Below are 22282 nucleotides of genomic sequence, written 5' to 3'. Positions count from 1 at the left end.
CGCAATGACGGTCACCGGATGACGAAACCACTCAGCCCATCAAGGCAGGCAGTGAGACCGGCCCCAATCCCGCTGCACGCAAACGGCTGGCCAGCTGTTTCAGCTCGGTTTGGTGAGCCTCTGGCCATTGCGCCGCCTCCCCCCGCACCCCGTGGTGGCGAAAGCCGTTGAGGCGAATGGGCACAGGCCCCAGCCGCTGCAAGAAGGCGGCGAGATCCGCGTCAAGCTCACCATTCATATCAAGAAAATCGCTCTTGCCCGGCACATGGAGCAGCCGCAGTTCGGTCAGCTTGCCGTGGCGTGCCAGCAGTTGCAGCGATCCCAGCACCCGCTCGCGACCATAGCCGGTCAGGGTGTGATGCACCGAGTCACGCCACCCCTTGAGATCGAGCAGGGCGCCGTCGAGCACCGGCAGCAGCCGCTGCCAGCCGGTTTCGGCCAGAGAACCGTTGCTGTCGAGCAGGCAAGTGAGATGGGTCAGATCCGGCGCGGCCTTGATGGCGGCAAACAGCGCAACCACGAAGGGGAGCTGGGTGGTCGCCTCACCACCGGAGACGGTAATTCCGCTCAGCAGTGGGCCGTAGCGGCGCAACAGGGCCAGCACGTCGTCCACCGTCATGGTTGTGGTCTTGGGATTGGCACTGCGCGGACAGACATCCAGACAGGCATCGCAATCGGTACAGAGCGCCTCCTGCCAATGAACCTTGCCCTCGCTCATGGTGAGGGCGCCGCTCGGGCAGACCGCAAGGCAGTCACCGCAATCGTCGCACAGCCCTATGGTGTGCGGGTTGTGGCAGCCGGGGCAGCGAAAGTTGCAACCCTGCAGAAACAGCACCAGCCGGTTGCCCGGCCCGTCGACACAGGAAAACGGCAGCACCCTGCTCACCAGAGCGCTGCGTGTTGGCAAGACATCAGCCATCGGTGCGAACTCAATACTCGCCGATGGTCGATTCGTGGGCGACCACTCGCGGTGCCCGCTGACGAATGGCGGTCACTTCACTCGCCTCGGCACCGAGACAGGTGGTCTGCAAGCGTGACCCCTCCTCTGCGAAACGGGCCACGTCGCTCTTGCGGATCATGTAGCCGGTCACCCGCACCAGATCGCTGTCGGCCACGTTGGCGGTGAACTCGCGCATGCCGATGGCGAGCGCCCCCTTGCAAAGCTGCAGCAGCGCCTGCGGGTTCTGGCGGATGGTGGGATCCAGCGTGAGGATCTCGCTGATCCCCGAATGGTAATAAGTGTGGTGCGGTGCCAGCGCCAGCACATGGCTGGCGGGATCCGGCTCCTGCCCGTAGGGAATGCGCACCCCGGGGGTAACAGCCACATCGATGCTGAGGCCACCTTGCGAATGCAACAAAGCGCGGCCACCCCAGGCATGGGTCTGCGGGGTCGTGGTCACATAGGCGGAGAGCTGGGCCGAGATGCGATAGCCAAGCTGGTTCGCCTCCTCGCCATGGCCGTAGCGATCCGGCAGATTCTCTTTATCCATCAGGATATTGACCGCTTCCGCCATGCCGTAGATGCCAAACATGGGAACGAAACGATCCTCATCCAGCAGCCCCTCCTTGACCAGGAAGCTGTCGAAGAAGCCGGACTCCTTATGCAAGAAAGCAGCCCGCGCTTCGATCAGCTGAGAAGCCAAACGGCAGTAGTGGGGCAGCAGGCAGCCGAGGAAGTCATCGATCCCCTGACACTGCTCGGCGACCCGCTTGAGGGAGATGCGCACCAAGGTATTGGCGCCACCCGCCTGCGGCAGGGCGTTGTAGCAGCTGACGATGCCAAAACCACGCTGGTCGAAGGTATCGCGATGAATCGGGTAGTTGGCGATGTGCGGCTTGCTGCACTCGGCGATATTCTTCACCGCCTGCAACAGCAGATCATCCGGGGTCTGCTCCGGATCGTGGAAGAAGGTGAGGTTCGGCGCCACCTGCTTGAGCTCGTTGTCGATGCGCAGGATCAGGCGGCAGATGCGGTTGTCATCCGGCCCGATGTTGACGTGCATGAAGGCGTCCGGCAGCACCCTGTCCAGATAGACCCAGAACCCCTTCAGCTTGCGATAGAGGGTCTCGTCATCCAGTTCGCCGACAAACGGCAACAGCAGATGGTCGAGCCGCCCCAGCCAGACCGGCATGCCGGTGACGGAGGGGACATGGTGATAGAGGATGCGTAGTGCGTTGAGCGCCTCGTCGAAATCCTGCGGCGCCGCCAGCTCCAGCCAGGCAGAGCCCTGAGTCAGGAATTTTTCATAGTCCGGCAGCACATAACGCGGCTTGTAGGGGGCATGCCCTTCGAACATGTCGCAGATAAATCCCTGTTCCATCGCCTCGGCGACTGCGGCAGTCAGGTCGGGGTAGGGCAACGCATTCTCGGCGGCCAGCGCCAGTGCGTGGCTCTTCTGGGCGGCGGAGATATGGGGATCGCGCACGATGCGCTGACAGGTTTCGATCAAAGACATGGGACACTCCTTCACGGACAGAGCCCATATCCTCACCATTTGCAGGCTTTTTTTGAAGTGACATTCATGACATGACGGATGTCGAATAATGACATCCATTACACAAGATCACGGCTCGCGCTTCACAAAGGCAAGAGCTCGGCTATGCCTCCCAGCCAGCGCAGCAGAAAGAAGCCCCCCATTCCACCCACCACCGCAACCAGAGTCGGCAGCCGCAACAGGGTCAAGAGCATTACCCACAGGGTTGCAGTCAGGTAGTCAGGATCCCAGTCAAGACCTATCCCCGGCTCGTAGCTAAAGACGATGGGCAACCAGATTGCAGTCAGCACCGACTGGGCCGAGAAGCCGAGAAACGCCCCCATCTCGGCACCCGGCTGATATCGGGTCAACCGAGAAAAGAAGGCGAAGCGGTTGAAAAAGGTGATCAGGGCCAGCAGGCCAATCATCAGCCAGCTCACGCTACCTCCTCATCCGGTGCAGCACATAGCCCACCACCATGCCAGCCAGAGCCGAGACGATGATGTGGATCTCCGCCAGCAGCGGCTTGGTAAGCAACGCTGTGCCGCCGCTCACCAGAGTGGCCGCCACCATGGGCAAGTTTTTCATGGCGGGAATGGTCATGGCGATGAAGGTGGCCGCGATGGCAAAATCCAGCCCCATGCTGTCCAGTCCATCGATGTACTGGCCGGCCGCGATGCCGACCAGGGTCGCCAGATTCCAGAACAGATAGAAGACGAATCCCGCGATGAGCGCGTAGGCCGGATCAAAGTGGCCGCTGCGCTCCCGGTCTTTCAGCGCCACAGCGAACATCTCATCAGTCAGGAAAAAAGCAAGGCTGGCCCGCCAGCGCAGGGAGAGCGGCAATACGTCACGGCGGAAGGTGAAGCCGTATAGCAGATGCTGGGAAGTGATCACCATGGTGGAGCTCATGATGGGCAGCAGGGGCGTGCCCGCCCCGAACAGGGTCGTGGCCGAGAGCTGGGCGGCTCCGGCGTAGACCAGCAACGACATCAGCTGAGCCTGAAGCGGACTCAGCCCTGCCTGCAACGCCAAAGCGCCACACAGGATCCCCCAGGGGATCACAGAAATGGAGAGCGGGAGCATATCCAGTGTGGCACGCCACCAGAGCATCCCCGCTCGCTCGGGCACGCTCGTTACTGACATCATGTGATCTTCCTTGTCACAGCCAAAGCGAGCCGAAAAAACTAGCACGGGACAGCAAGCGCTGTCACGTCATCACTGGCGGGAAATAAAACGCCCGCGGAGTCGCGGGCGTGCACAAGGGGATCAGGGCTCGATGACGATGGGCGTACCCGGGTCAACGGCGTCCCACACCTCATCCAGCTCGTGATTGAGCATGGCGATGCAGCCATTGGTCCAGTTGGAAGGCTGAACCCTGCGGTTGCCAATGCTGTTGCGCTGGCCGTGGATCATGATCATGCCACCCGGACGAACACCCAGCTCATTGGCGCGCTTGATGTCATCCAGGTTCGGATAGTTGATATGGATGGCTTTGTAGTAGCCGGAATTGGTCTTCTTGTAGTCGAGGGTGTAGCGCCCTTCCGGCGTACGCTGATCCCCTTCCTGCTGCTTGTGCCCCTTGGGCGCCGGGCCCAGAGCAATCCAGTAGCGCTTCAGTTCTTTGCCATCCTTCATCAGGGTCAGGCTATAGGTCGACTTCTTGACCACCACCAAATCGGCTTTTTCGGTCAAGGCAAAACTCAATGCGGGCCAAAGCCCCAACAAACACAGTAATACGGCTCTCATTCCATCCCTCGACAAGCCTCTGGTGCGGGCTTTTCTTGTTACCAGATCATCTGAACGATGCCCGCCGAGCGGCGAGCGAGCGCCATGATATTGGATCGCCATCAATACTCAATATGCCCGGCAAAACATATCTTGCCGCAGCCAAGCCATCTTCCTTGAACGCTGTCATTTTGCATTGGTAATTAACAGTTAAAACAACAAGATACAAAAAATTATCGCGCTGGCACCCGGGGCAATGATCGGCGAAGATAACACACCACTCCCCGACAGGATCATGCCATGCGCTCTTCGTGCCGCCTCGCCACCCTGCTGTTCTCGCCACTTCTGCTCTGGCTGCCCGCCAGTGTCGCCGCCGATGCACTCTGGCTACGCGAGCCCGCCCTCTCCCCCGATGGCAAGCAGCTTGCTTTCACCTGGCAGGGCCGCATTTTTGTCGCCAGTGCCGAGGGTGGCCCCGCCACAGCGCTCACCGGCAGCGACTACCTGAGCCAGCGGCCAATCTGGTCACCGGATGGCAAACAGCTCGCCTTTGCCGCCAATCTCTACGGCAACGAAGATGTGTTCGTAGTGCCTGCCAGCGGCGGCGAGATGGTGCGCCTCACTCGCGATTCGCGCACCGATCTGCCGCAAGCCTTCAGCGCCGATGGCAAACGGCTGCTGCTGAGCAGCCAGCGCCTGGGGGCGCCCGATGCCGACCATTTTGTCGCGGAAGGCTACCAATGGGGCGAGCTCTACTGGACCCCGATCACCGGCGGCACCTTGCAGGCCGATCTGCCGCTGCCTGCGACCCTCGCACGTCCCCACGGAGAGCGGATCGCCTATCAGATGCCCGCGGCGGATCAACCCTTTCGCAAGCATCAGCACTCGTTCGCGGTGCCCCGTCTCTGGTTGTTTGATGGCAAGCAGCACAAGCAGCTGACCGAAGATCGGGTGGCGGCTACCGATCCGGTCTGGAGCGACAAGGGGGACAGCCTCTTTTACCTGAGCGAGCGCAGCGGTGATTTCAACGTCTGGCGCCGGGATCTCGCCAGCGGCAAGGAGCAACAGCTGACCCACTATCAGGGCCATCCGGTGAGGGGGCTCAGTGCCTCTCGCAATGGTGATCTGGTCTGGTCATGGCTGGGTGAACTCTATCGCCTCGATGCCGGTAGCAGCGAGCCGCGCAAGCTGACCCTCACACCGCAAGTGGCGAGCACGCCGGATGAGGCGAGCGAGGCCCTGACCCTGGCAGACGAAGCGCTGGTCAGCGAAGAGGCGGATGAGCTGATCCTGGTGAGCGAGGGCAACCTGTTTGCAGTTGACCCCGAGCGGGATCGGGTGCGCCAGCTGACCCGAAATCCGAGCGAGCAGTCCAGCCCTCTCTTCGCCGAGCAGGGCCGCGCCCTCATCTATCTGTCGGAGCAGCAGGGGCACGCCGCCCTCTATCGCCTGCGCAAGGGTGATCGGGATCTGCTGTTCAGCGATCCCGGCACTTTGACCGAGAGTCTGCTGCTGGCGATTCCCGATAAGGGGATCAGCCGTCCGGTGCTCTCCCCCGATGGCAAACAGCTCGCCTTCGTGGTGGATGGTCAGGCCATTCATCTGCTGGATCTGGCGAGTAACAAGCAGCGGGAGCTGGTGCCTGCCAGCTTCAACCCGTCGCGCCACGAGGTGCATCTCGCCTTTGCCCCCGACTCCCGCCATCTGGCGCTCACCTTCCGCCCCGATGCGGCAGAGCAGGAGATCGCGGTGATCGACACGGCCAACCCCAAGGCCAAACCGGTCAATGTCAGCCTCAACGGCTATCAGGATGGGCAACCTGGCTGGAGTCAGGATGGCGCCATTCTCTACTGGCAATCGACCCGGTTTGGCGCACTGGGGCCCGATGGCGAGCCCCTCGTCACCAACCTGCTCGGCATTTACAGCAGCCGCGCCGCCAGAGCTGATGCGATTGCCGAACTGGAGCCGCCGAAAGGGGGATACGGCTTTGAGAGCGATCGTCTCAACCATCGAGAAGCGCTGCTGCTGCAACCCACCGGCACCCTGCTCGCCAGCCGCATCATCGGCGACCAGCTGATCTATCTGGTGGAGGAGATGGGGGTCAACAGCGAGAGCGAGATCAAGGGCTACAACCAGGATCTGCGCAAAGGCAAAACCAGCGAACTGTTTGCCGAGCAGCCCGGCCCAGCGCTGGCAAGCCTCAACCAGCAGGGCACCCTGGCGACCCTGGTGCGGGATGGGGAGATCACCCGGATCCACCTCGACTCCGGCGAGACCACCAGTGCCCCCTTCGCCTTGCAGCCCACCAGCCGCTGGCAGGCACGCATGATCGCCGCCTTCGATCAGATCGCCCGCCTAACCCGGGACGAGTTCTATCTGGACGACATGAACGGGGTGAACTGGGATAGCTATGTCGCCGCTTACCGCCGCCTGCTGCCGGGCATCGGCAACCCGCGGGACTTTGGCAACCTGTTGGCGGAGCTGGCTGGCGAGCTCAATGTCTCCCACACCTGGGGCAGCGGCCCCGCCCCCTTCCCGCGCATGGCGGACGAGACCGCCAGCCTGGGCGCCTACTGGCAGGATGGCGAGCAAGGGGTGATGCTCACCGCCCTGCTCTCTGGCGGCCCGCTGGAGCAGGAGAGCGAAATCGCCCCGGGCGCCCGCCTGCTCGCCATCAACGGCAGCCCGATTGCCAATCTGACCGAGCTGGATCGGGCCCTTAACCATCAGGCCGGTGCCCGGCTCGCCCTCACCTTCCAGCAGGAGGGCAACAAGCAAACTGACGAGGTGGTGCTCACCGCCATCGACAAGCAGCAGGAGTACCAGCTGCAACAGGATCGCTGGATTGAGAAACGGCGGGAGCTGGTGGCCAACCTGAGCGGAGGACGGGTCGGCTACGTCTATCTGCCAGCAATGAATAGCGAGGTCTACGATGCGGTGGTGGCGGATGCCCTCGGCAGACAGCGCAATCGCGAGGCGCTGATCGTCGATGTCCGCTTCAACAGCGGTGGCTATCTCGCCAATACCCTGGTGGAGTTTCTGACCGGCAGCGGCAGCGCCAAGGGGATGGCCAGCAGCTGGCCCCGTCAGGGCAAGGGGGAAACCGATGCCGCCACTCGCCAGTGGACCAAGCCTTCGGTTGTGCTGGTCAACGCTGGCAGCTACTCGGAAGGTTCCGCCTTCCCCGAGTACTACCGTGCCCTCAAGGTCGGCCCCATCGTCGGCGATCCGGTGCCCGGCACCGGCACCATGGTATACAGCCACGACTCCCGGCTGATCCCGGGACTCTCCTACGGCATTCCGACCCTGGGGCTGCGCAAACCGGACGGTACCTTCTACGAGAATCAGGAGCTGATCCCGGACCAGCAGGTGCCCCTCACTCCGGCTGACATGGTGGCTGGACGCGACCCGCAACTGGAGGCGGCAGTACAAGCCGCCCTCAAGCAGTTGCAAGCCAGCGCCAAATAACGGCGCCCATCGAGCTCAACGAAAGCGAAACAGCTCGCGATGCAGATGCCCGTCCGGCAACAGCCGGGTCAGGGCATCTGCCATCCCCTCCGGCCCGCAAAACCACACCTGCTCGGGCGCATCCTGCGCGATGCGAGCCAGATCCAGCCGCCCGGCCGCCTTGTCCAGATGCAGCTGATAGCACACACCGGTGCGATGACAGAGCTCGGCCAACCGTCGGTGGTAGACAGCTCCCGCCAGATCCGGCGCGCACTGGATCAGGGTGATCCCCTCGCCCCGCGCCCCACGGGCCGCCAGCCCCTCCAGCCAGGCGACGAACGGCGTGATACCTATCCCGGCCCCCAGCCAGAGGGCTCTACCTCCCCCTTGCGGGGCGACAAAGGCGCCATAGGGCCCGGTCACCACCACCCCATCCCCGATGCGCGCCTCTGCCACCAGCTGACGAGTATGATCCCCGAGCGCCCGCACCGCGATCACCAGCTGGCGCCGATCCGCCGACACCCGCACCAGGGTAAAGGGGTGCGGCCCCTCTTTGGCGTCAAATTCGAAAAAGGCAAACTGACCCGGGCGGTAATGGGCGAGCGGCCGCTCCAGCTGCATGGTCAGCTCGCAGGTGTGATCCGCCAACGCCCGCACCGCAATGACCCGGCCGGGATGGCGATCCCTCGCCCCCACTTGTCCCAGCAGGGAGTAGAGGGCACCGATAGCACCGATCCCGCCGATCAACCAGATCGATACCCCAACCGGCGTCATGGCGCCCACCTGAGGCAACAGGCAGAGCCCGTGCCCCCACCCCACCAGATAGATGATTGGCGCCAGCCGGTGGATCAACCGAAAACGGCCATAACTCACCAGCGCCAGCAAGCTCAACACCACCAGCGCGATCAGCAGATAGAAACTCCACTCACCCAGGGTATTGCCAAAGGCATGGAGCGAGATGCCATTACCTGCACCAGCGCCAGCTGTACTGGCCCCACGCCGCGCAGGACGACTCAGCCAACCCGCCGAGACCGCCCATTTGGGCGCCTCCACCAGCAGCCAGTGGGCGGTCAGCGCCAATGCGCCACCGATGGCCGTCTGACGGTGCAATCGCAACATCCGGTCCAGACCGCCACACCACACCTCCAGTTGCGGCAGGCGCAATGCCAGCAACAACGAAATCGCCATATAGGTCATCCCCAGCAGGCCCGTCAGCAGCAACATCTCATGGCGCCAGGGCCACACCCCGTTGGCATCCCCCGCATAACCGAGCCACCAGACCCCGACCGCCAGCAGCGGCAGCAGCCACATCCATTTGTTCGTCATAACATGCTCCCTGGTTCCATCGCGGCAGGGCCTCATCTCCCTGCTGATGGCACCATTGCACACCCGCCCGGTCACAAGACTTTGCCAGAGGGGGAAGCTTGTGTGGCAATGTGTGACAAACGGAAACAAAAGAGGGGCCGACTGGCCCCTCGTGATCACCCTTGTTGGCTCGCCCCTCTTCATAGGAGATGGCGCACAATTCGCCTCCGCTGTGATTGACGATCCGCCAGCAAGAGGAATCAAATGGGGACGTTACATATCTGCGGCGGAAAACCTGCTGCCCACTCTTCCAGACAAGGAGATCCCCCTTGCTTTCATCCACCGAACAACGCTACTGCCCGAGTTGTCAGCGCGAGACCAACCATGTCGTGGTGCTGGTCGACAAATCCTATGGAAAAGAGGTGAAACCAGAGCAAAAGCGCACAGCATTTATCAAAGACGTCATTACCGGCTGGGCCGCCGGCCCCTTTCTGGCCAACATGGATCGCTTTGAACGCCATGCCATCTGTGAAAATTGCGGAAATAAAGTTATTGATGAATGAAAAATTAGGGGCAAAACGACTGGTTTTGGGAGTGTCGGCGACATCGCTATGGCAAACCGGCCCGAAAAAAACGCTTCGGGTACCCCGCCCGCTTCGCAGTGCTTGATCGGTGATAAAAAGTGAGGGGCCGACCTGCCCCTCATGATTACGGCGCTTTTGAGGCCGTTCGCTTGCCCACCAACCGGTGCAGCAGCCTGTTGTATTTTGCCCAGGAGTGGATCAGCAGGAAGATGCCGAATAGCAGGGCAAGAACCAGTTGCCCCACTTCGATGGCATCCAGCGAGCCGATAAAGCTCTCATCCTCCTCCGCCTCCAGATAGTTGAGCCAGGGTTGCAGGGCCAGAAAAATCCAGCCGACCCAGGTCACCAGCAGGATCAGCAGATCCCGCAGCCGATACTTCCAGCTGCGCCGGGCACCGTTGCTGATGATCATCTCCTTCGCCAGCTTATGTTTTGTCACGGAACGACTCCCCCCTGTCAGGACTCTCCCACACCGCCAGCTGGCCACGACGACGCAGGATCGCCTTGGGCACCGCCACCACCACGGTCACCAGATTGAGCAGCCAGTAGATGAGCGGATACCAGACGCACCAGATAAAGCTGCGGGCCATGCTCTTGTCGTAGTGGTTGTCGATAAAGATGCTGACCCCGAACTGCACCAGACAAATCGCGGTCATCATCACCCCGGTCCACTGGAACAGATGGCCCACCGCCAGTCTGCTCAAGTCAGGCTCAATCAGCCAGATCAGCGCCAGCAGCAACATGCTGTAGCACCAGGCCACGCTGGAGAGATACTCCAGCAGCAGCAACCAGAAGCGGCGGTTGCGCCAGCGCATCGCCTGCAACCCGTAGCGCAGAAACACCTCGGCGCCCCCCTGCGCCCAGCGCAGCCGCTGCTTGTAAAGACCGCGTACCGTCTCCGGCATCAGCACCCAGCAGAGCGCTTGGGGCTGATAGTGGATGAGCCAGCCGGCCAGCTGCAGCTTCCAGCTGATGTCGATATCCTCAGTCACCATGTCATTGCTCCAGCCACCGACCGCCTCGACCGCCTGCTTGCGAAAGGCCACCACCACCCCGGAGACGGTAAAGACAGTGCCGTAGATCCGCTGGGCCCGCTTGATGAGGCCGATGATGGAGCTGAACTCGCCGGTCTGAATCTTGCCGATGATGGTGGAGCGGGTGCGTACCCGCGGATTGCCGGTGACCGCTCCGACCCTCGGGCTCTCGATGAAGTGCTTCACCATCCAGCGCACCGCGTCATAGTCGAGCACCGCATCGCCGTCGATGCCGACCAGGATCTCCCCGCTGGCCACAGCCAGCCCGTTGTTGAGCGCCATCGCCTTGCCCTGATTGTGCTGGTGGAGCACGGTCAGGCGCGGATCCTGCTGTGCCAGCCGATCCAGCCGCGCGCCTGTGTCGTCCTTGCTGCCGTCGTTGATGGCCAGCACCTCGAAATCGGGATAGCGCTGGCGCAGCAGGTGGCCGATGGTCTCCTCGACGTTGGCCCCCTCGTTGTAGCAGGGCACCATCAAGGTCACTCTGGGGTAATAGGGGAGCTCCAGCCCCCGCTTGGCCAGCGCGATATCCCTTCGCTCCCACTGGAAGTAGTAATAGAGACCACCACAAACCCACACCATGGCCATCAGACTGGGATAGGCCAACGTAAAGATGGCTATCCCTTCCAGAAGATCCTTCACCGCATCGCCTCCCCTGGGGTGGCTTTAGCTGCACTGACTGCGACCGGCGTCACCGGCAGCTGGGTCGGCTGAGGCTGGGTCTGCACCGAGAAGACCGGCTTGAGCACCGCCGGATCCGGCTGGTTGTTGTGAAAATCATCCGGGTAGTAGCCAAAGTTGGTCACCCCCTTGCGCTGGATGATCTGCATCCAGCGTACCAGCTCGGCATCGGGGATAGGCTGGTCGGTGCGCCAGTTGCGGCTCTGCAGTTCGAACACCAGCCGATTGGCCGGCACCTGTGCCAGTGAATCCTCCGCCAGCCTGGCCAGCCACTCATCGGGGTTTTCTGCCTGCTCCATATAGGGCATCGCCATCACGGCGGTGTAGTCATAGGCCTTGGCAAACGCCGCCATGCTCTGGGCAAACCACTGCTGGGATTGCGGCTCTGTCACCAACGCCGCATAGATGTTGCGGGCAGTCTTGAGACCGTCGGCGCCCCCTTGCCGGTAACGAGCGGCGGCATCACGCAGCGCCATGGTGAAGTCGATCAGCAGATCGGTCTTCTGCTCTCCCTGCGCCTGCAACGCATTCGGGGTGCGAGCCAGCGACATCGGCCCCTCGTAGTCGCTGAGGAACGCATCGTCATGGAACAGCAGACCATCGAACTTGGTGTAAAAACCGAGATCCTCGTAGATATCCAGCAGCAGCTGACGAGTGGCAGGATCCCAGGGCGAAAGGCGTAGATACTGCCCCTTGGCGGGGGCGCCGGTACGGCTGTCGGTGACATAGGCGTGGTTCGGCCCCATGTCGTAGGCCATCACCGGCATCCAGGCGAGCACCTTGACCCCGGCACGGGTCTTGAGCTGCCAGGCCACCCGGTTGAAGAGATCCGCCTTGACCGGCATATGACGGTTGGGGAAATAGAGCGCCTCCGCCACCCCGTCGCCGTTGTCATCGGCATAGGCCTGCAGATAGACGGTGGTGATGCCATACCCCTTGATCCGATCCAGCAGCATGTCGATGTTCTTGTTCATCTGCTGCGGATCCTTGTCGTAGACATAGTCCAGATCCACGTGCACCAAGCGCTCCACCTGCCGCTCCCAGGTATTGCCCCCCATGATCTCATCCAGGGTTTCGAGGCTGGTGTCCTCCTCCAGCAGATAACGGCGCACCGTGCTGCCCGAGTCACTCAGCTTGTTGAGCCCTTCCGCTAGGGTGAAGGTGTAGGGCATCCCCGCCGCACTGGCCAGCTCCAGCGCCGTCTGGTTGAAGGCGCCGTAGGGCCAGACCAGGATCCGTGGTGCCCGACCGGTCTGCTCCCTGAGCTGGCTGGCTGATGCGTCGAAGTCCGCTTTTATCCGGGCCCGATAGTCGGCCATGCTCTCGTAGCCATTCTGGCTCCAGCCTGCGGTGGTCACCGCCGGCTGCACGTTGCCCTGCGGGTTGGCGAGCAGCCCGTAGTGGGAGGTGAAAGTGTGGGAGGCCAGCTCCACCAGTCCGGAGTCCTGCATCTCGCGGATCTGAGGCCAGCCGACGAAGTAGCTGCGTGGTAGCTTGTCATTGCCGTACGGGACCATCTTGTCATCGGCAACATCCAGCCAGCTGCCCACCAACGCAAAGACCGCCGGATAGTTGTAGAGCTTGAGCAGCGGATAGACCAGCCGGTAGAAGCTCTCGTAGCCGTCGTCGAAGCTGAGCAGGATCGCCTTCTCCGGCAGCTGTGCTTTGCCCGCTTTGGCATCCAGGATCTGCTGGAAGCTGACCGGGTGATAACCCTGCTGCTTGATCCAGTTGAAGTGGCGGATCAGGGTGTCGCGCCGGATGGTCTGGGGATAGAGCTTGAGGTTGGGGGTCAATTTCAGATCGACGATATCGTGGTAGCAGAGCACCACATAGTCATCGGGTTGCCGGGCTGCCTGCGTCAGCGAAGGCAGCAGTGCAAGCAGCAAAACGAAAGGAGCAAGCCAGCGTCTCATCACATGAAACTCCATTGCAGATTGGCGAAGATGAAATTTCCGAACTCGGGATTGCCGTCATAGATGGCCTGACGGCGGCCAAGGCCATAGCCCAGGCTGAGGGCGGGAGAGAGGATCCAGTCGTGGCGATAGCTGAGCTGCCACCCCTGATCGCTGCCATAGCCTTGCTGCCAGTAGTGGTTGCCACTCATGGTCAGGCTCTGTAGTAAAGAGCGGCGCCCATCCAGCGGCAGCCGGTAGCGCCCCGCCAGCTCCAGCTCCAGATTGCGATCCTGCAAGGGGTTGAAGTAGTCGACCTCCAACGCCTCGTTGCGGGAGGTGGCGCCGCGCAAGGTGGTATCGAACCACCAGCGATCCCGACGCCAGAGATCCTGACGCAGCCAGCCGGAGGCGGTCAGCCGCCGGTTGCCGTCGCTGATATCCATCCGCTCCAGCCGCAGCGCCCCCTCGCGGGTCTCATCCTGACGCCAGCCCAGATCGAACTGGTATTGATCGGCGTAGTTGCCGCGCGCCAATGCCCGCAGCGGGGTGTCGGCACTGTTGAGATTGATGGCTGCACCCAATGTCCAGTGATCATCCAGCCGCCAATCGAGGCGACTCCAGAGATAGCCTTTGTGGTTGAGCTCGCTGCCCGTGCCCCCCTCCAGCGTCAGTTGCAGCGGGTAGAAAAAGATCTCGGCCCCCAGCCCGGTATAGGCGGCGCGCTCGGGCTGCTGGTCGAACTCGCCAAAGCTGCCCTGACGACGGACAAACAGCCGATCACCGCCATCAGTGCGAGCGCTGTAGAGGCGGCTGTCGTAGCTCCAGTCACGGCTGGCCTGCACCGAGCCCCCTTCGTTGCGGCCATGGGTCAGGTCGGTAACAAATTGTGGCGCCTGCTCCAGAGTCAGCCGCTGCTGTAACTCCTGACGATCCCGGGTCAGGTTGCCAAGGGTGCGCACGGCCTGTGGCGTGCCCTGCCAGTCCCCCTTGTCGAGCCGGGCGTTGAGGCGACCCGGCTCGGCCAGCACGGTGCGTCCTGCCGGCAGCCAGCGCACGGCCTGCCGATACGCCTGCTCGGCCCCGTCGGGATGACCCCGCCAGCGGCGAATATCCCCCAGTTGCAGCCAGAGCCAGGGATTGGCAGGCGCACTCTTCAGCCACCCTTCCAGCTGCTGCTCTGCCGCACCCGCCTCACCACGCCAAGCCTGCAGCAAGGTTTTCAGCTGCAATACCTTCTCGTAGTCGTCATTGGCCATCCGCATGTTGCCAGTGAAATCCCAGCGAGCCGGTGGCTCCTGCCAACCAGCCAGCAGACCCTGTGCCGCACCATAGCGCTCGCCATCCGAATAGGCGTAGAAGCGCTTCTCCAGCAGGCGCTTGTCTTTGGCCCGTGCAGGGGTCGCCAGTTGCTGGTAAATCACGGAGGCCTCATCCACCCGCACCAGCCCGGCCAGTGCATCGGCGCGCGCCTCCAGCACATAGTCAGGCAATGGCCCCTCGGCCTGCAGCGTAGCGGACTCCCGTTCGGCTCGGGCAAACTCGCCGAGGGCTACCAGCGTCACCACTACATCTCGGCGGGCACTGATATAGAGCACATGATCGTGGGGCGCGCGGGCCAGGATCCGTTCTTGCAGCGCAAGAGTGCGGGTCAGGGAGCGGCGGGCCAGCACCGGATCCTCGGTCTGGGCCGAGATCCGCAGCAGATTAACCGCCTGGTAGTAGTCGAGCCAGAGCCGGTCGACCGGTTTGAACAGCTTGGGGTAACGGCCCATCAGGTCTGCTGCCGCAGGCCCAGCCCCCAGGCTCACGGCTACCCGATAGAGTGCCAGCACCTGCTCGGGGTTGTCCGGCTCCAGGTCCAGCCACTGCTGACGGGCCAGCAGCTCACCCATGGGATCTTCACCCTGGCGGGCGGCATAGATGCGGGCTTCGAGGATCGCTTGGTCGCGGCCGAAACGGGCTTCATAATCAACCGCTGCGTGGCGGGCCAGCTCGCGGTTGCCCTGATCACTGGCAGTGAGAAACAGCCCGAGCCAGCCATTGCGGTTGGCGGGATCGCGTCCCTGCAGGATGCGGTAATAGCTGATCGCCTCGGAGTAGCGCTTCTCGTCGCGGGCGGCACGGGCCACCCCTTCCAGCGTACTGTTGCTGATGGGGCTGAGCTCGCACGGTTCACAGGCGGCCAACGCCCCCTTGCGATCACCCCGCCACAGCTGCACGGCGATCAGATCATCGAGCACCTTGCCATCACCACTTTGTCGATAGAGAGCATCCAGCCCATGCGCTGCAGCATCCAGCTCTCCCGCCCGGGCTTTGATCACCCAGGCTTCGCGTGCACTGTCCACCTCACTGGCACACACCAGCAGGGGCAACAGCGCCAACATCAAAAAGATGCGATTCATTCGCAACATACCACCCATAACAAACGCTGGTCATATCGTCCCTGCACGACCATACGGATATACACACCCGTCCGCTCCTGCCTGATGAGCAAGAGGGCTTCCTGACTTGTGTGCTGATTTCGAGGGTGAAAGACGGGCAACGGCCACACCTTTCCTATGTGCGGCCCAGCCATCTCCGGGCGGAGATCTGAGGCTTTCCGAACCCGATTCACATCGGGAGTGGCAAGGTGGGCGATTTTGCAGCTGTGGACAATTTAGTCAATCCGACAAGATGGGAATAGTTCTCAAAAAGATGAATAGATCAATCTTTATGCACAAAGATGAGTGCAAAAAACACTATTAACAAAACAGACATAACAGCGTGAATCACCGAATCTATTACCTTGCCGCTCACTGTTTACGCTCATCTTCATATGAATACATATTTGATGAAAAAATCGCGGACACTATTGCCAAAGCGACACCTGGTGTCGTACCCATCCCTAGTGAGGTATCCCCCACTACAGCTGTAACAAGGGATAGCCATAAGGCGCCGTGCTCCCGGCATGCTCACCGGGAGCACTGTGGTTTACGCGGCTGACGCTCGTCGGTAATGGTTAACGATCCAAACATTGATATCGACGCTCATACGAACATTCAACGCATGTCAGCCATTCCAGGCAAGTAACGTAGTGAAAAGAACCAGCGTTGGCTACCACATGAACTCGGAGAGACTATAAGTGCCCGCTGTTGTCGCTCAGCCAAGGGCTCTGCATGAAAACTTGCGCGTTTTCCCTTCTGAACGAACAACTCATGAATCAAACCAGTCACACGACCCTCGCAGGGAGAAAGAGCATCCAGATAGAGCTCACGCTCCGGCTTGCTCAGCACTGTGGTTCCACTTCCATCCTGAACCATCAGATTCACTCCCTTATCTGACAGGCGGGTCAGAAGCTCCCGATAGGCTTGTGGACTCATTTTGCCAGTAAAGAAGCTGCTGATATAGACGGGTTCCGGACTCACTTCGCGCAACGCCTTGGCAGAGCTGGCCAGATGCCTAGATAGCAGTGCTTGCCGTTCGGGGTCGCGCCAATTGAAATCGTCCAACTCTGCAGGTAGGTACCAACCTGCAATACTTCCCTCACCCAGAAGATTTAACCACTCTTCGGCTAGAAGATGGTTGTGACTTTCCTGCTGCTCAAGATAGCGAGCAAGAGAACCAGCACTTTGATCCTGGCGTTGAAAAAATGCAGGGTCCGCGTAAAGCCCCAGAACCAGCTTCAACCCCGCGGCATGAGCTCTTTTTAGCCTGGCTGCCAACCAAGCGCTTTCCTCTGGCTTTGCGAAAGCATCACCGTAGCGAGTCCACTGAACGACTAGCGTATCGAACCCTTCCTGCTTCACCTGAGCAACTATCTCATCCCAGCGCAACTCTCCGAGGGTGGCATCCCGCAACTGGGGCTGATAGAAGATGCCCTGGCTAGCCTGGGCAGGCAGCACAATTCCCAGCAGAATGAGTAGCAAACCCTTGAACCAATATCTCATTACCATCTCAATCCCATCGTCATCATCAGGGTGCCTTTGTCATAGTCATTACCGGATTTAATGTCCTTGATGACGGGATCACTCTTCAACCGGTGCTGATATTCGATCCCCAGGCTCAATTTATGGGGCCAAGCATCGTATTGAGTCTCTCCGAACCAGTGGTTCCAGCGTAGCCCAACGCCCCCCATCAGCAGAGTGTAATCGTCAGAGCCCGACACATACTCCACTATGCCATTCTTGCCACTGTAGTAACCTCGATCCGGACTCTTGTCGTTCCAATATTGGCGTCCCTGAACATGCGCATAAGGCTCTACAGTGTCACCCCATCTAATTTTGTGGTGGTAGCTGACCCGATAATCAGCCACCAGACTGGTCTGCTGTGAACGCAGGTAACGAGCTACATCCAGATAGAGGTTCTGTGCCCACCAGCCACTATCACCGACATGCCACTCATCACTATATTTGCCACCATTCAGGAAAGAAGCACTGGCACGGATCAGGGTATCGTGTTCACCCCCTTGACTGCTGTTGAGTGGCAGTAACTCTTCGGCCGCGAAGAAAAACGACTGACTTCCGAATGGTTTCCAGCGCAGCCCTATCCCCAGGGTAGGCTCCCGGAAATCAAGCGGGTTGCTGCCAGTATTCTCCATATAGGTGCCGTCATTCGGGTCGCCCTCATCTAAATGGTAAAGCCGCTGGCTCTGACTGCTGCCATAGAGACGGCCATACAAGGAGAGCGTCTTGCCATCACGGACGGTCTCTTCTCCCAAACGGTACTCCAACTCTGTCTGGGCATAGCTCTGAGCCACGGCATTACCGCCGATGCCACTGACCGTGCCCTGACCATTCCCGGTCCACGCATCAAAACTGTAAGTCCAGCGCCGCCCCAGATCTTCATGCAATCGTCTCAAGTCGTAACGTAATTGCGCCGGTTGATCGCCATCAATGGCTTTGGTGGCATACATTCGCGCTTTCGGGTTGTGAGCTAGAGATTGATTGATATAAACAAGCTGTTCCGCCAACTCGGTATCCCCCTCCCGATATAGGGACTCCAACCAGTCACTGGCCGCCTGTTTCTCACCATTGTTCAGAAGGGCATAGCCGTAGGCCAGCTGGTATTCCCGATTATTCGGCTCAAGGCGGTTTGCTACCTTCAATGCCGTACTCGCCTGCGACGTTTGTCCACGTTTTTGAAAATGATCCGCCACCTGGGCATAGTCAGCAGCTTGCGGTATCAAGGCAATAGCCTGCTCAAGGCTTGCAATCGCTTGTTCATCCTGCTGGGTCTTGGCCAAAGTTCGCCAGTATTCAGCATCCTGAGGCAACCCTGACTGCAGATATTGCTCAAGCCACCGCCGAGCTTGAACAATATCTCCGGCAGCGAGGGCTGAACGAATTGCAGCCATTTGCTCTTGTTGATCAGAGGCCAGCGTAACCTGCTGCCAGGCCTTGAGCGCTGCATCGTAGTGATGATTTTCATACGCCTGATAGGCAAATTGACGTACATCACCAGGCAATCCAAAACTGGCGGTCCGAGAAAAGGCATATTCAGCCAAGCCCGGCTTGCTGTGTCGATAACAACCTCCGAGAGCACGCCAGCTGTCAGCATCATAACGGGCTGAGAGATCACCCAGCACCCGCATAACCCCGTCACATTGACCAGACAGTGCCAACAGATTGGCCTGCAGAGTGCGCAGCGCCGGATCGCTCAATGGTTCAGATAGGTGATCGGGCAATGTGCCAGACCCCTTATCCTCTTGCAGCAGAGTCAAACGCCGAATCAACGTCTCTCGATCCGACAAGTTGGCTCCCTGATAGGGCCAATATTCGATGAGCAGCTCACGAGCCGCCGTCAATAAACCTGCACGCTGCAACTGGTAAGTAAGCCGATCCAACTGCCTCATTGGTTGTCCAGAGTCCCGGATCAACCTGCGCCCCTCTCTGATCAGTTTGCGCCATTGGCGCTGATGCAAGGCCGATTCGAATGCCAACTCAGCACTTTCGTGTGACGGCACACTCACCAGCCATTTATCCAGCTCCGCCCAACGCCCTTCCTGGCGTAATACAGGCAACATTAAGTTGGCATAAAAGCGCTGATTCTCAGCAAATTGCAACACCTCGTCGCCCTTCAGAATTCCTGTATTGGCTGAGAGCTGCAACCATTCACGCTCCTGAGCTGCCTTGGCAAAATGTGGTGAATGAGACCGCAGATAACGCCTTAACGCTGCACTATCCGGCTCCTTGGCAAGGGCAAGTGCGATGGCCAAATCCACTTCACCATCTTGACTCGGCAAACGGCGACGCAATACAACAGCTTGGGTGACATCCCCTTGTGTCAGTAGCATATTGAACCACTGCTTCAGCTCTCCTAGGCTCAGTTTTCCTGCTTTATCGAGCCAGGAAAGCTGCCCAGCAGCCAAGCCCCAATTCCGTTCACCCAGTGAGCGGGCAAGAAGGTCATGCCGCAGTGTCAACCCCTGTGGGGTGACTGCAAGTTCGGGGTCATCCAGTAAAGTAGCCAACCCTTGCAGGTCCGCATCCAACAACTTTCGCTCGGCCCTTGCGACCTTGCACTCGAGCAAATTACAGTCAGGATCGAATGGTTTTTTACGCTGCAACCCTTCAGCGAAGGTTAATAGCTCGGCATCCTGTGGCGTGATAGCTAACTGCTGGCGCACCAGCGCCATAGCCTGCTTGTCTTGACCAAAATGCTCATACGCTCGGGCAAGATAGAGGGCTATAACCGGGTTTTTAGGTTGCAGCTTGCGAGCCTGTTCGAACTCGGAAATTGCGCGATCACGATGTCCCCGCTCAATGGCAGAGAACCCTTTCTGCAAATGAGGATAAAGCACGAAACGCTGATAACTACTCACTCCGGGCCCCAGTTCATATTCCTGGGGAGCAGCCATAACTCCCTGACCAAGCAACAGCCCTGACAAAAGCAAAAATTCGGGACGCATCAGGTAGTCACCTCCGAGCGTTGCGCCAACCAGCTATCATTAACTCCCGCTTCCCGCAGCAGTTCGTACAGGTTCAGTTGATAAGCCCCTTGCAACGTCAGGGCTTGAGCCAACACCTGCTCACAGATCACTTCCTGGTCGACCAGAAAATGGGCGAGTGTCAATTCGCTTCGCTCATGTCGCAGCAACAAGGAACGCAACGCCGCTTCATCTATATGGCCGAGCGTGATCAGCAGTTCGGGCAACATCACCTGACTGGCCAGATATCGGTTCCAGATCGTAATTGATTGCTCTTCACTAACCAGACCATCCGTCAGTGCTCGCTGCAGCAATGCTTTTGGGTCGATACGCTGACCACGGGCATACCAGCGACGAAGGCCCACGGTCACTTCTCCTCTGCAGGCGATCACATAGGTAACGGGTGACCGGAGTTTGCGAGATAGCGCGCCAAGAGAGACAGGGTCTAAATAAACCTCACATGCAAGCACCAGCACCCCATCCTCAATACGTAGCGGTAAGACCCCATAGTGCATAGCAACGTTGGGCGGAACCTTGTGCAGCAGATATCGCTCCAGACCATAGGCATCGACATGTTCCCAATTCACCCCACTCTGCTCAGCCACCCCTGCAGCCAGCTGTTCACTGGTTAGTAACCCTTGTTGCACCAGGTTGCTGCCCAAGCGCAAACCGGGCAATCGGTTCATTAATACCTGTTCAAGCTGCTCCTTGGTCAGTGCGCCCTGATCAATCAGGATCTGGCCTAACGGTCGCCGTGCCCGGTTTTCTTCTCCCAAGCTTGGGAAGTCGTGGGTAGTTTTGTCCCAAGCAACCCGACGCGGATCCCCTTGTGCAATGATTTGGGAAAGCGCACGCCAGTTGGCCATGAAGTTGATTACATTCCCCCAGAACAGGCGGGGAATGGACATAAATCCTTGCACTATGCCGTAGTAGCGAGTCACGAAAATCAAGCGCTGCAACATTCGATTAAGCATAAGAAACAGGTTGATCCAAAGCAGGGTGACCAACCAGCTGTCACCTTCGAAGATAGATAGAAAGTAGTAGGGGTCCTCGGCAAGCCACTGATAACACAAGAGAGCAAGTAACTGGAGCAAAATAAGACTGGCAGTAAAACTGAGAAAATTGGTCAGAGCGCCCTTGCGATCTCGCCACAGGAAGTAGTTAAGCTTCCAGTTGCGGCTCCATTTGTGAGTCTTGCAACCTTGATAGACTATACCAATGATCCAGCGTGACTTTTGGCGCACAGCCGTCTGGAAAGTATCGGGAAAATACTCCCTTACACAGATGACATTGGTATCACGCTCATGCATACCAAGTCGCCAACGTTTATTCGGGGTACTTCTGACCTCACGAATGACAGGGAAACGGACGAATATCTCTTCCATCCCCTTTTCCTTAAGACGGAAACCTATGTCGTAGTCTTCAGTCAGACTTTGCACATCAAAAGCGATACCGTCCCCATCTTCCAACAGCGCGATGACGGCGCGGCGGCTGAAACAGGTACCAACGCCAGCGCTGGGTACCTGACCTGACACAGCCTCACGCACCGGAACATCCTTGCTATGCAATTCGGCAAACTCGTCCAGATAATGCAAGCTGGTAAAATTGAACCAACTACGTTCAAAGGGATAGACAGGAATCTGGATAAGATCCTTGCGGCCTACCAAGTAGTTGAAAAGCCTCAACTCCATGTCCGAAATAACATCTTCGGCATCGTGAAGAATGAAACCTGCGAAAGAGAGGTTGGCCTTACGTTCGAACTGGAAAATGGCATCAAGCACATTGTTGAGACAGTCCGCCTTGCTGGTCGGCCCAGGACGGGCACACACAACTTTGTGCACATTAGGAAAACGGGCACAAACTTCATCCACATCCTTCTGAGTATCCGGATCATTGGGGTAGGTACCGACGAAGATCTGATAGTTTTCATAGTCAAAACGGGTCGCAGCCAACTCCGCCATCTGACCAATTACGCCCGTTTCATGCCAGGCTGGCACCATAATGGCGAGAGGTTGCTCCTCCCGTTCATAAAGCGCCAGATAATTCAGCCGATCGTGCTGTCGATAAACCGTCAGCCGCCGCCAAGCACTTCGGAGCCAATAAACGACATCGATGAAAAGGTCATCCAGTCCACTCACCAGCATGGCTATTGCCACTACGATAGCGATCAGCTTCAGACCATATAGATAGGTAGCAAAACCATCCACCAACCAATATTCCGGCATCC

The 22282-nt window shown here is 59.4% G+C and carries 15 protein-coding genes; 2 read left to right on the top strand and 13 right to left on the bottom strand.

The genetic code is table 11. The features are described from left to right. Positions 1 to 31: 31 nt before the first annotated feature. The 5 genes from AB5Y83_RS20455 to AB5Y83_RS20435 all read right to left on the bottom strand — a co-directional run bounded on the left by AB5Y83_RS20455 (position 32) and on the right by AB5Y83_RS20435 (position 4223). Entirely contained in the window at positions 32 to 919 is an 888-nt protein-coding gene (locus AB5Y83_RS20455) for a YjjW family glycine radical enzyme activase (RefSeq protein WP_270819838.1), read from the bottom strand. 10 nt (positions 920 to 929) lie between these two features. Continuing rightward, positions 930 to 2456, bottom strand: a complete 1527-nt coding sequence (locus AB5Y83_RS20450) for a YjjI family glycine radical enzyme (RefSeq protein WP_368175870.1) — start codon at positions 2454 to 2456, stop codon at positions 930 to 932. A gap of 122 nt (positions 2457 to 2578) precedes the next feature. After that, positions 2579 to 2914 (bottom strand): AzlD domain-containing protein, encoded by a 336-nt coding sequence (locus tag AB5Y83_RS20445; RefSeq protein ID WP_368175869.1) that lies wholly within the window; start codon positions 2912 to 2914, stop codon positions 2579 to 2581. Between the two features lies 1 nt (position 2915). After that, positions 2916 to 3623: an AzlC family ABC transporter permease gene (locus tag AB5Y83_RS20440; protein WP_368175868.1), complete on the bottom strand. Its 708-nt coding sequence runs from the start codon at positions 3621 to 3623 to the stop codon at positions 2916 to 2918. A 120-nt stretch (positions 3624 to 3743) separates the two neighbouring features. Then, complete coding sequence (locus AB5Y83_RS20435) at positions 3744 to 4223, bottom strand: murein L,D-transpeptidase family protein (RefSeq protein ID WP_031227763.1); 480 nt, start codon at positions 4221 to 4223, stop codon at positions 3744 to 3746. A gap of 279 nt (positions 4224 to 4502) precedes the next feature. Between AB5Y83_RS20435 and AB5Y83_RS20430 the strand changes: the two genes are divergently transcribed. Continuing rightward, positions 4503 to 7670 carry a S41 family peptidase gene (locus tag AB5Y83_RS20430; protein ID WP_368175867.1) on the top strand — a complete coding sequence of 1056 codons (3168 nt, stop codon included), beginning with the start codon at positions 4503 to 4505 and terminating at the stop codon, positions 7668 to 7670. Positions 7671 to 7685: 15 nt separating this feature from the next. Here AB5Y83_RS20430 and AB5Y83_RS20425 read toward each other — a convergent pair whose 3' ends face one another. Continuing rightward, complete coding sequence (locus AB5Y83_RS20425) at positions 7686 to 8975, bottom strand: ferric reductase-like transmembrane domain-containing protein (protein ID WP_368175866.1); 1290 nt, start codon at positions 8973 to 8975, stop codon at positions 7686 to 7688. A gap of 308 nt (positions 8976 to 9283) precedes the next feature. Here AB5Y83_RS20425 and AB5Y83_RS20420 point away from each other — a divergent pair, with 308 nt between their 5' ends. Beyond that, the gene (locus AB5Y83_RS20420) at positions 9284 to 9517 is read left to right on the top strand and encodes a hypothetical protein (protein ID WP_236368316.1); all 234 of its coding nucleotides are present in this window, start codon (positions 9284 to 9286) and stop codon (positions 9515 to 9517) included. A gap of 145 nt (positions 9518 to 9662) precedes the next feature. On the opposite strand, the gene AB5Y83_RS20415 is transcribed toward AB5Y83_RS20420, so the two are convergent. From AB5Y83_RS20415 to nrfB, 7 genes are all read right to left on the bottom strand, one after another. Further along, positions 9663 to 9977 (bottom strand): hypothetical protein, encoded by a 315-nt coding sequence (locus AB5Y83_RS20415; RefSeq protein ID WP_120414728.1) that lies wholly within the window; start codon positions 9975 to 9977, stop codon positions 9663 to 9665. After that, positions 9964 to 11214 (bottom strand): poly-beta-1,6-N-acetyl-D-glucosamine synthase, encoded by a 1251-nt coding sequence (pgaC, locus tag AB5Y83_RS20410; RefSeq protein ID WP_368175865.1) that lies wholly within the window; start codon positions 11212 to 11214, stop codon positions 9964 to 9966. The genes AB5Y83_RS20415 and pgaC overlap by 14 nt, the downstream gene beginning before the upstream one ends. After that, positions 11211 to 13169: a poly-beta-1,6-N-acetyl-D-glucosamine N-deacetylase PgaB gene (pgaB, locus tag AB5Y83_RS20405; RefSeq protein WP_368175864.1), complete on the bottom strand. Its 1959-nt coding sequence runs from the start codon at positions 13167 to 13169 to the stop codon at positions 11211 to 11213. The genes pgaC and pgaB overlap by 4 nt, the downstream gene beginning before the upstream one ends. Further along, entirely contained in the window at positions 13169 to 15553 is a 2385-nt protein-coding gene (gene pgaA, locus AB5Y83_RS20400) for a poly-beta-1,6 N-acetyl-D-glucosamine export porin PgaA (RefSeq protein ID WP_368175863.1), read from the bottom strand. The genes pgaB and pgaA overlap by 1 nt, the downstream gene beginning before the upstream one ends. A gap of 636 nt (positions 15554 to 16189) precedes the next feature. Beyond that, a complete protein-coding gene (locus AB5Y83_RS20395) occupies positions 16190 to 17077 on the bottom strand; it encodes a DUF4434 domain-containing protein (RefSeq protein WP_162519599.1) in 888 nt (295 codons plus the stop codon). After that, entirely contained in the window at positions 17077 to 20037 is a 2961-nt protein-coding gene (locus AB5Y83_RS20390) for a tetratricopeptide repeat protein (protein WP_064337386.1), read from the bottom strand. The genes AB5Y83_RS20395 and AB5Y83_RS20390 overlap by 1 nt, the downstream gene beginning before the upstream one ends. After that, positions 20037 to 22280 (bottom strand): cyclic di-3',5'-guanylate-activated glycosyltransferase NrfB, encoded by a 2244-nt coding sequence (gene nrfB, locus AB5Y83_RS20385; protein WP_368175862.1) that lies wholly within the window; start codon positions 22278 to 22280, stop codon positions 20037 to 20039. Before nrfB ends, AB5Y83_RS20390 begins: the two co-directional genes overlap by 1 nt. Between the last annotated feature and the right edge of the window lie 2 nt (positions 22281 to 22282).

It is taken from the genome of Aeromonas sp. R5-4, from assembly GCF_040908215.1.
In the GTDB taxonomy this organism is placed as follows: domain Bacteria; phylum Pseudomonadota; class Gammaproteobacteria; order Enterobacterales; family Aeromonadaceae; genus Aeromonas; species Aeromonas veronii.
The sequence above is the reverse complement of the archived record's forward strand: the minus strand, read 5'-3'. Positions and strand labels throughout refer to the sequence as shown.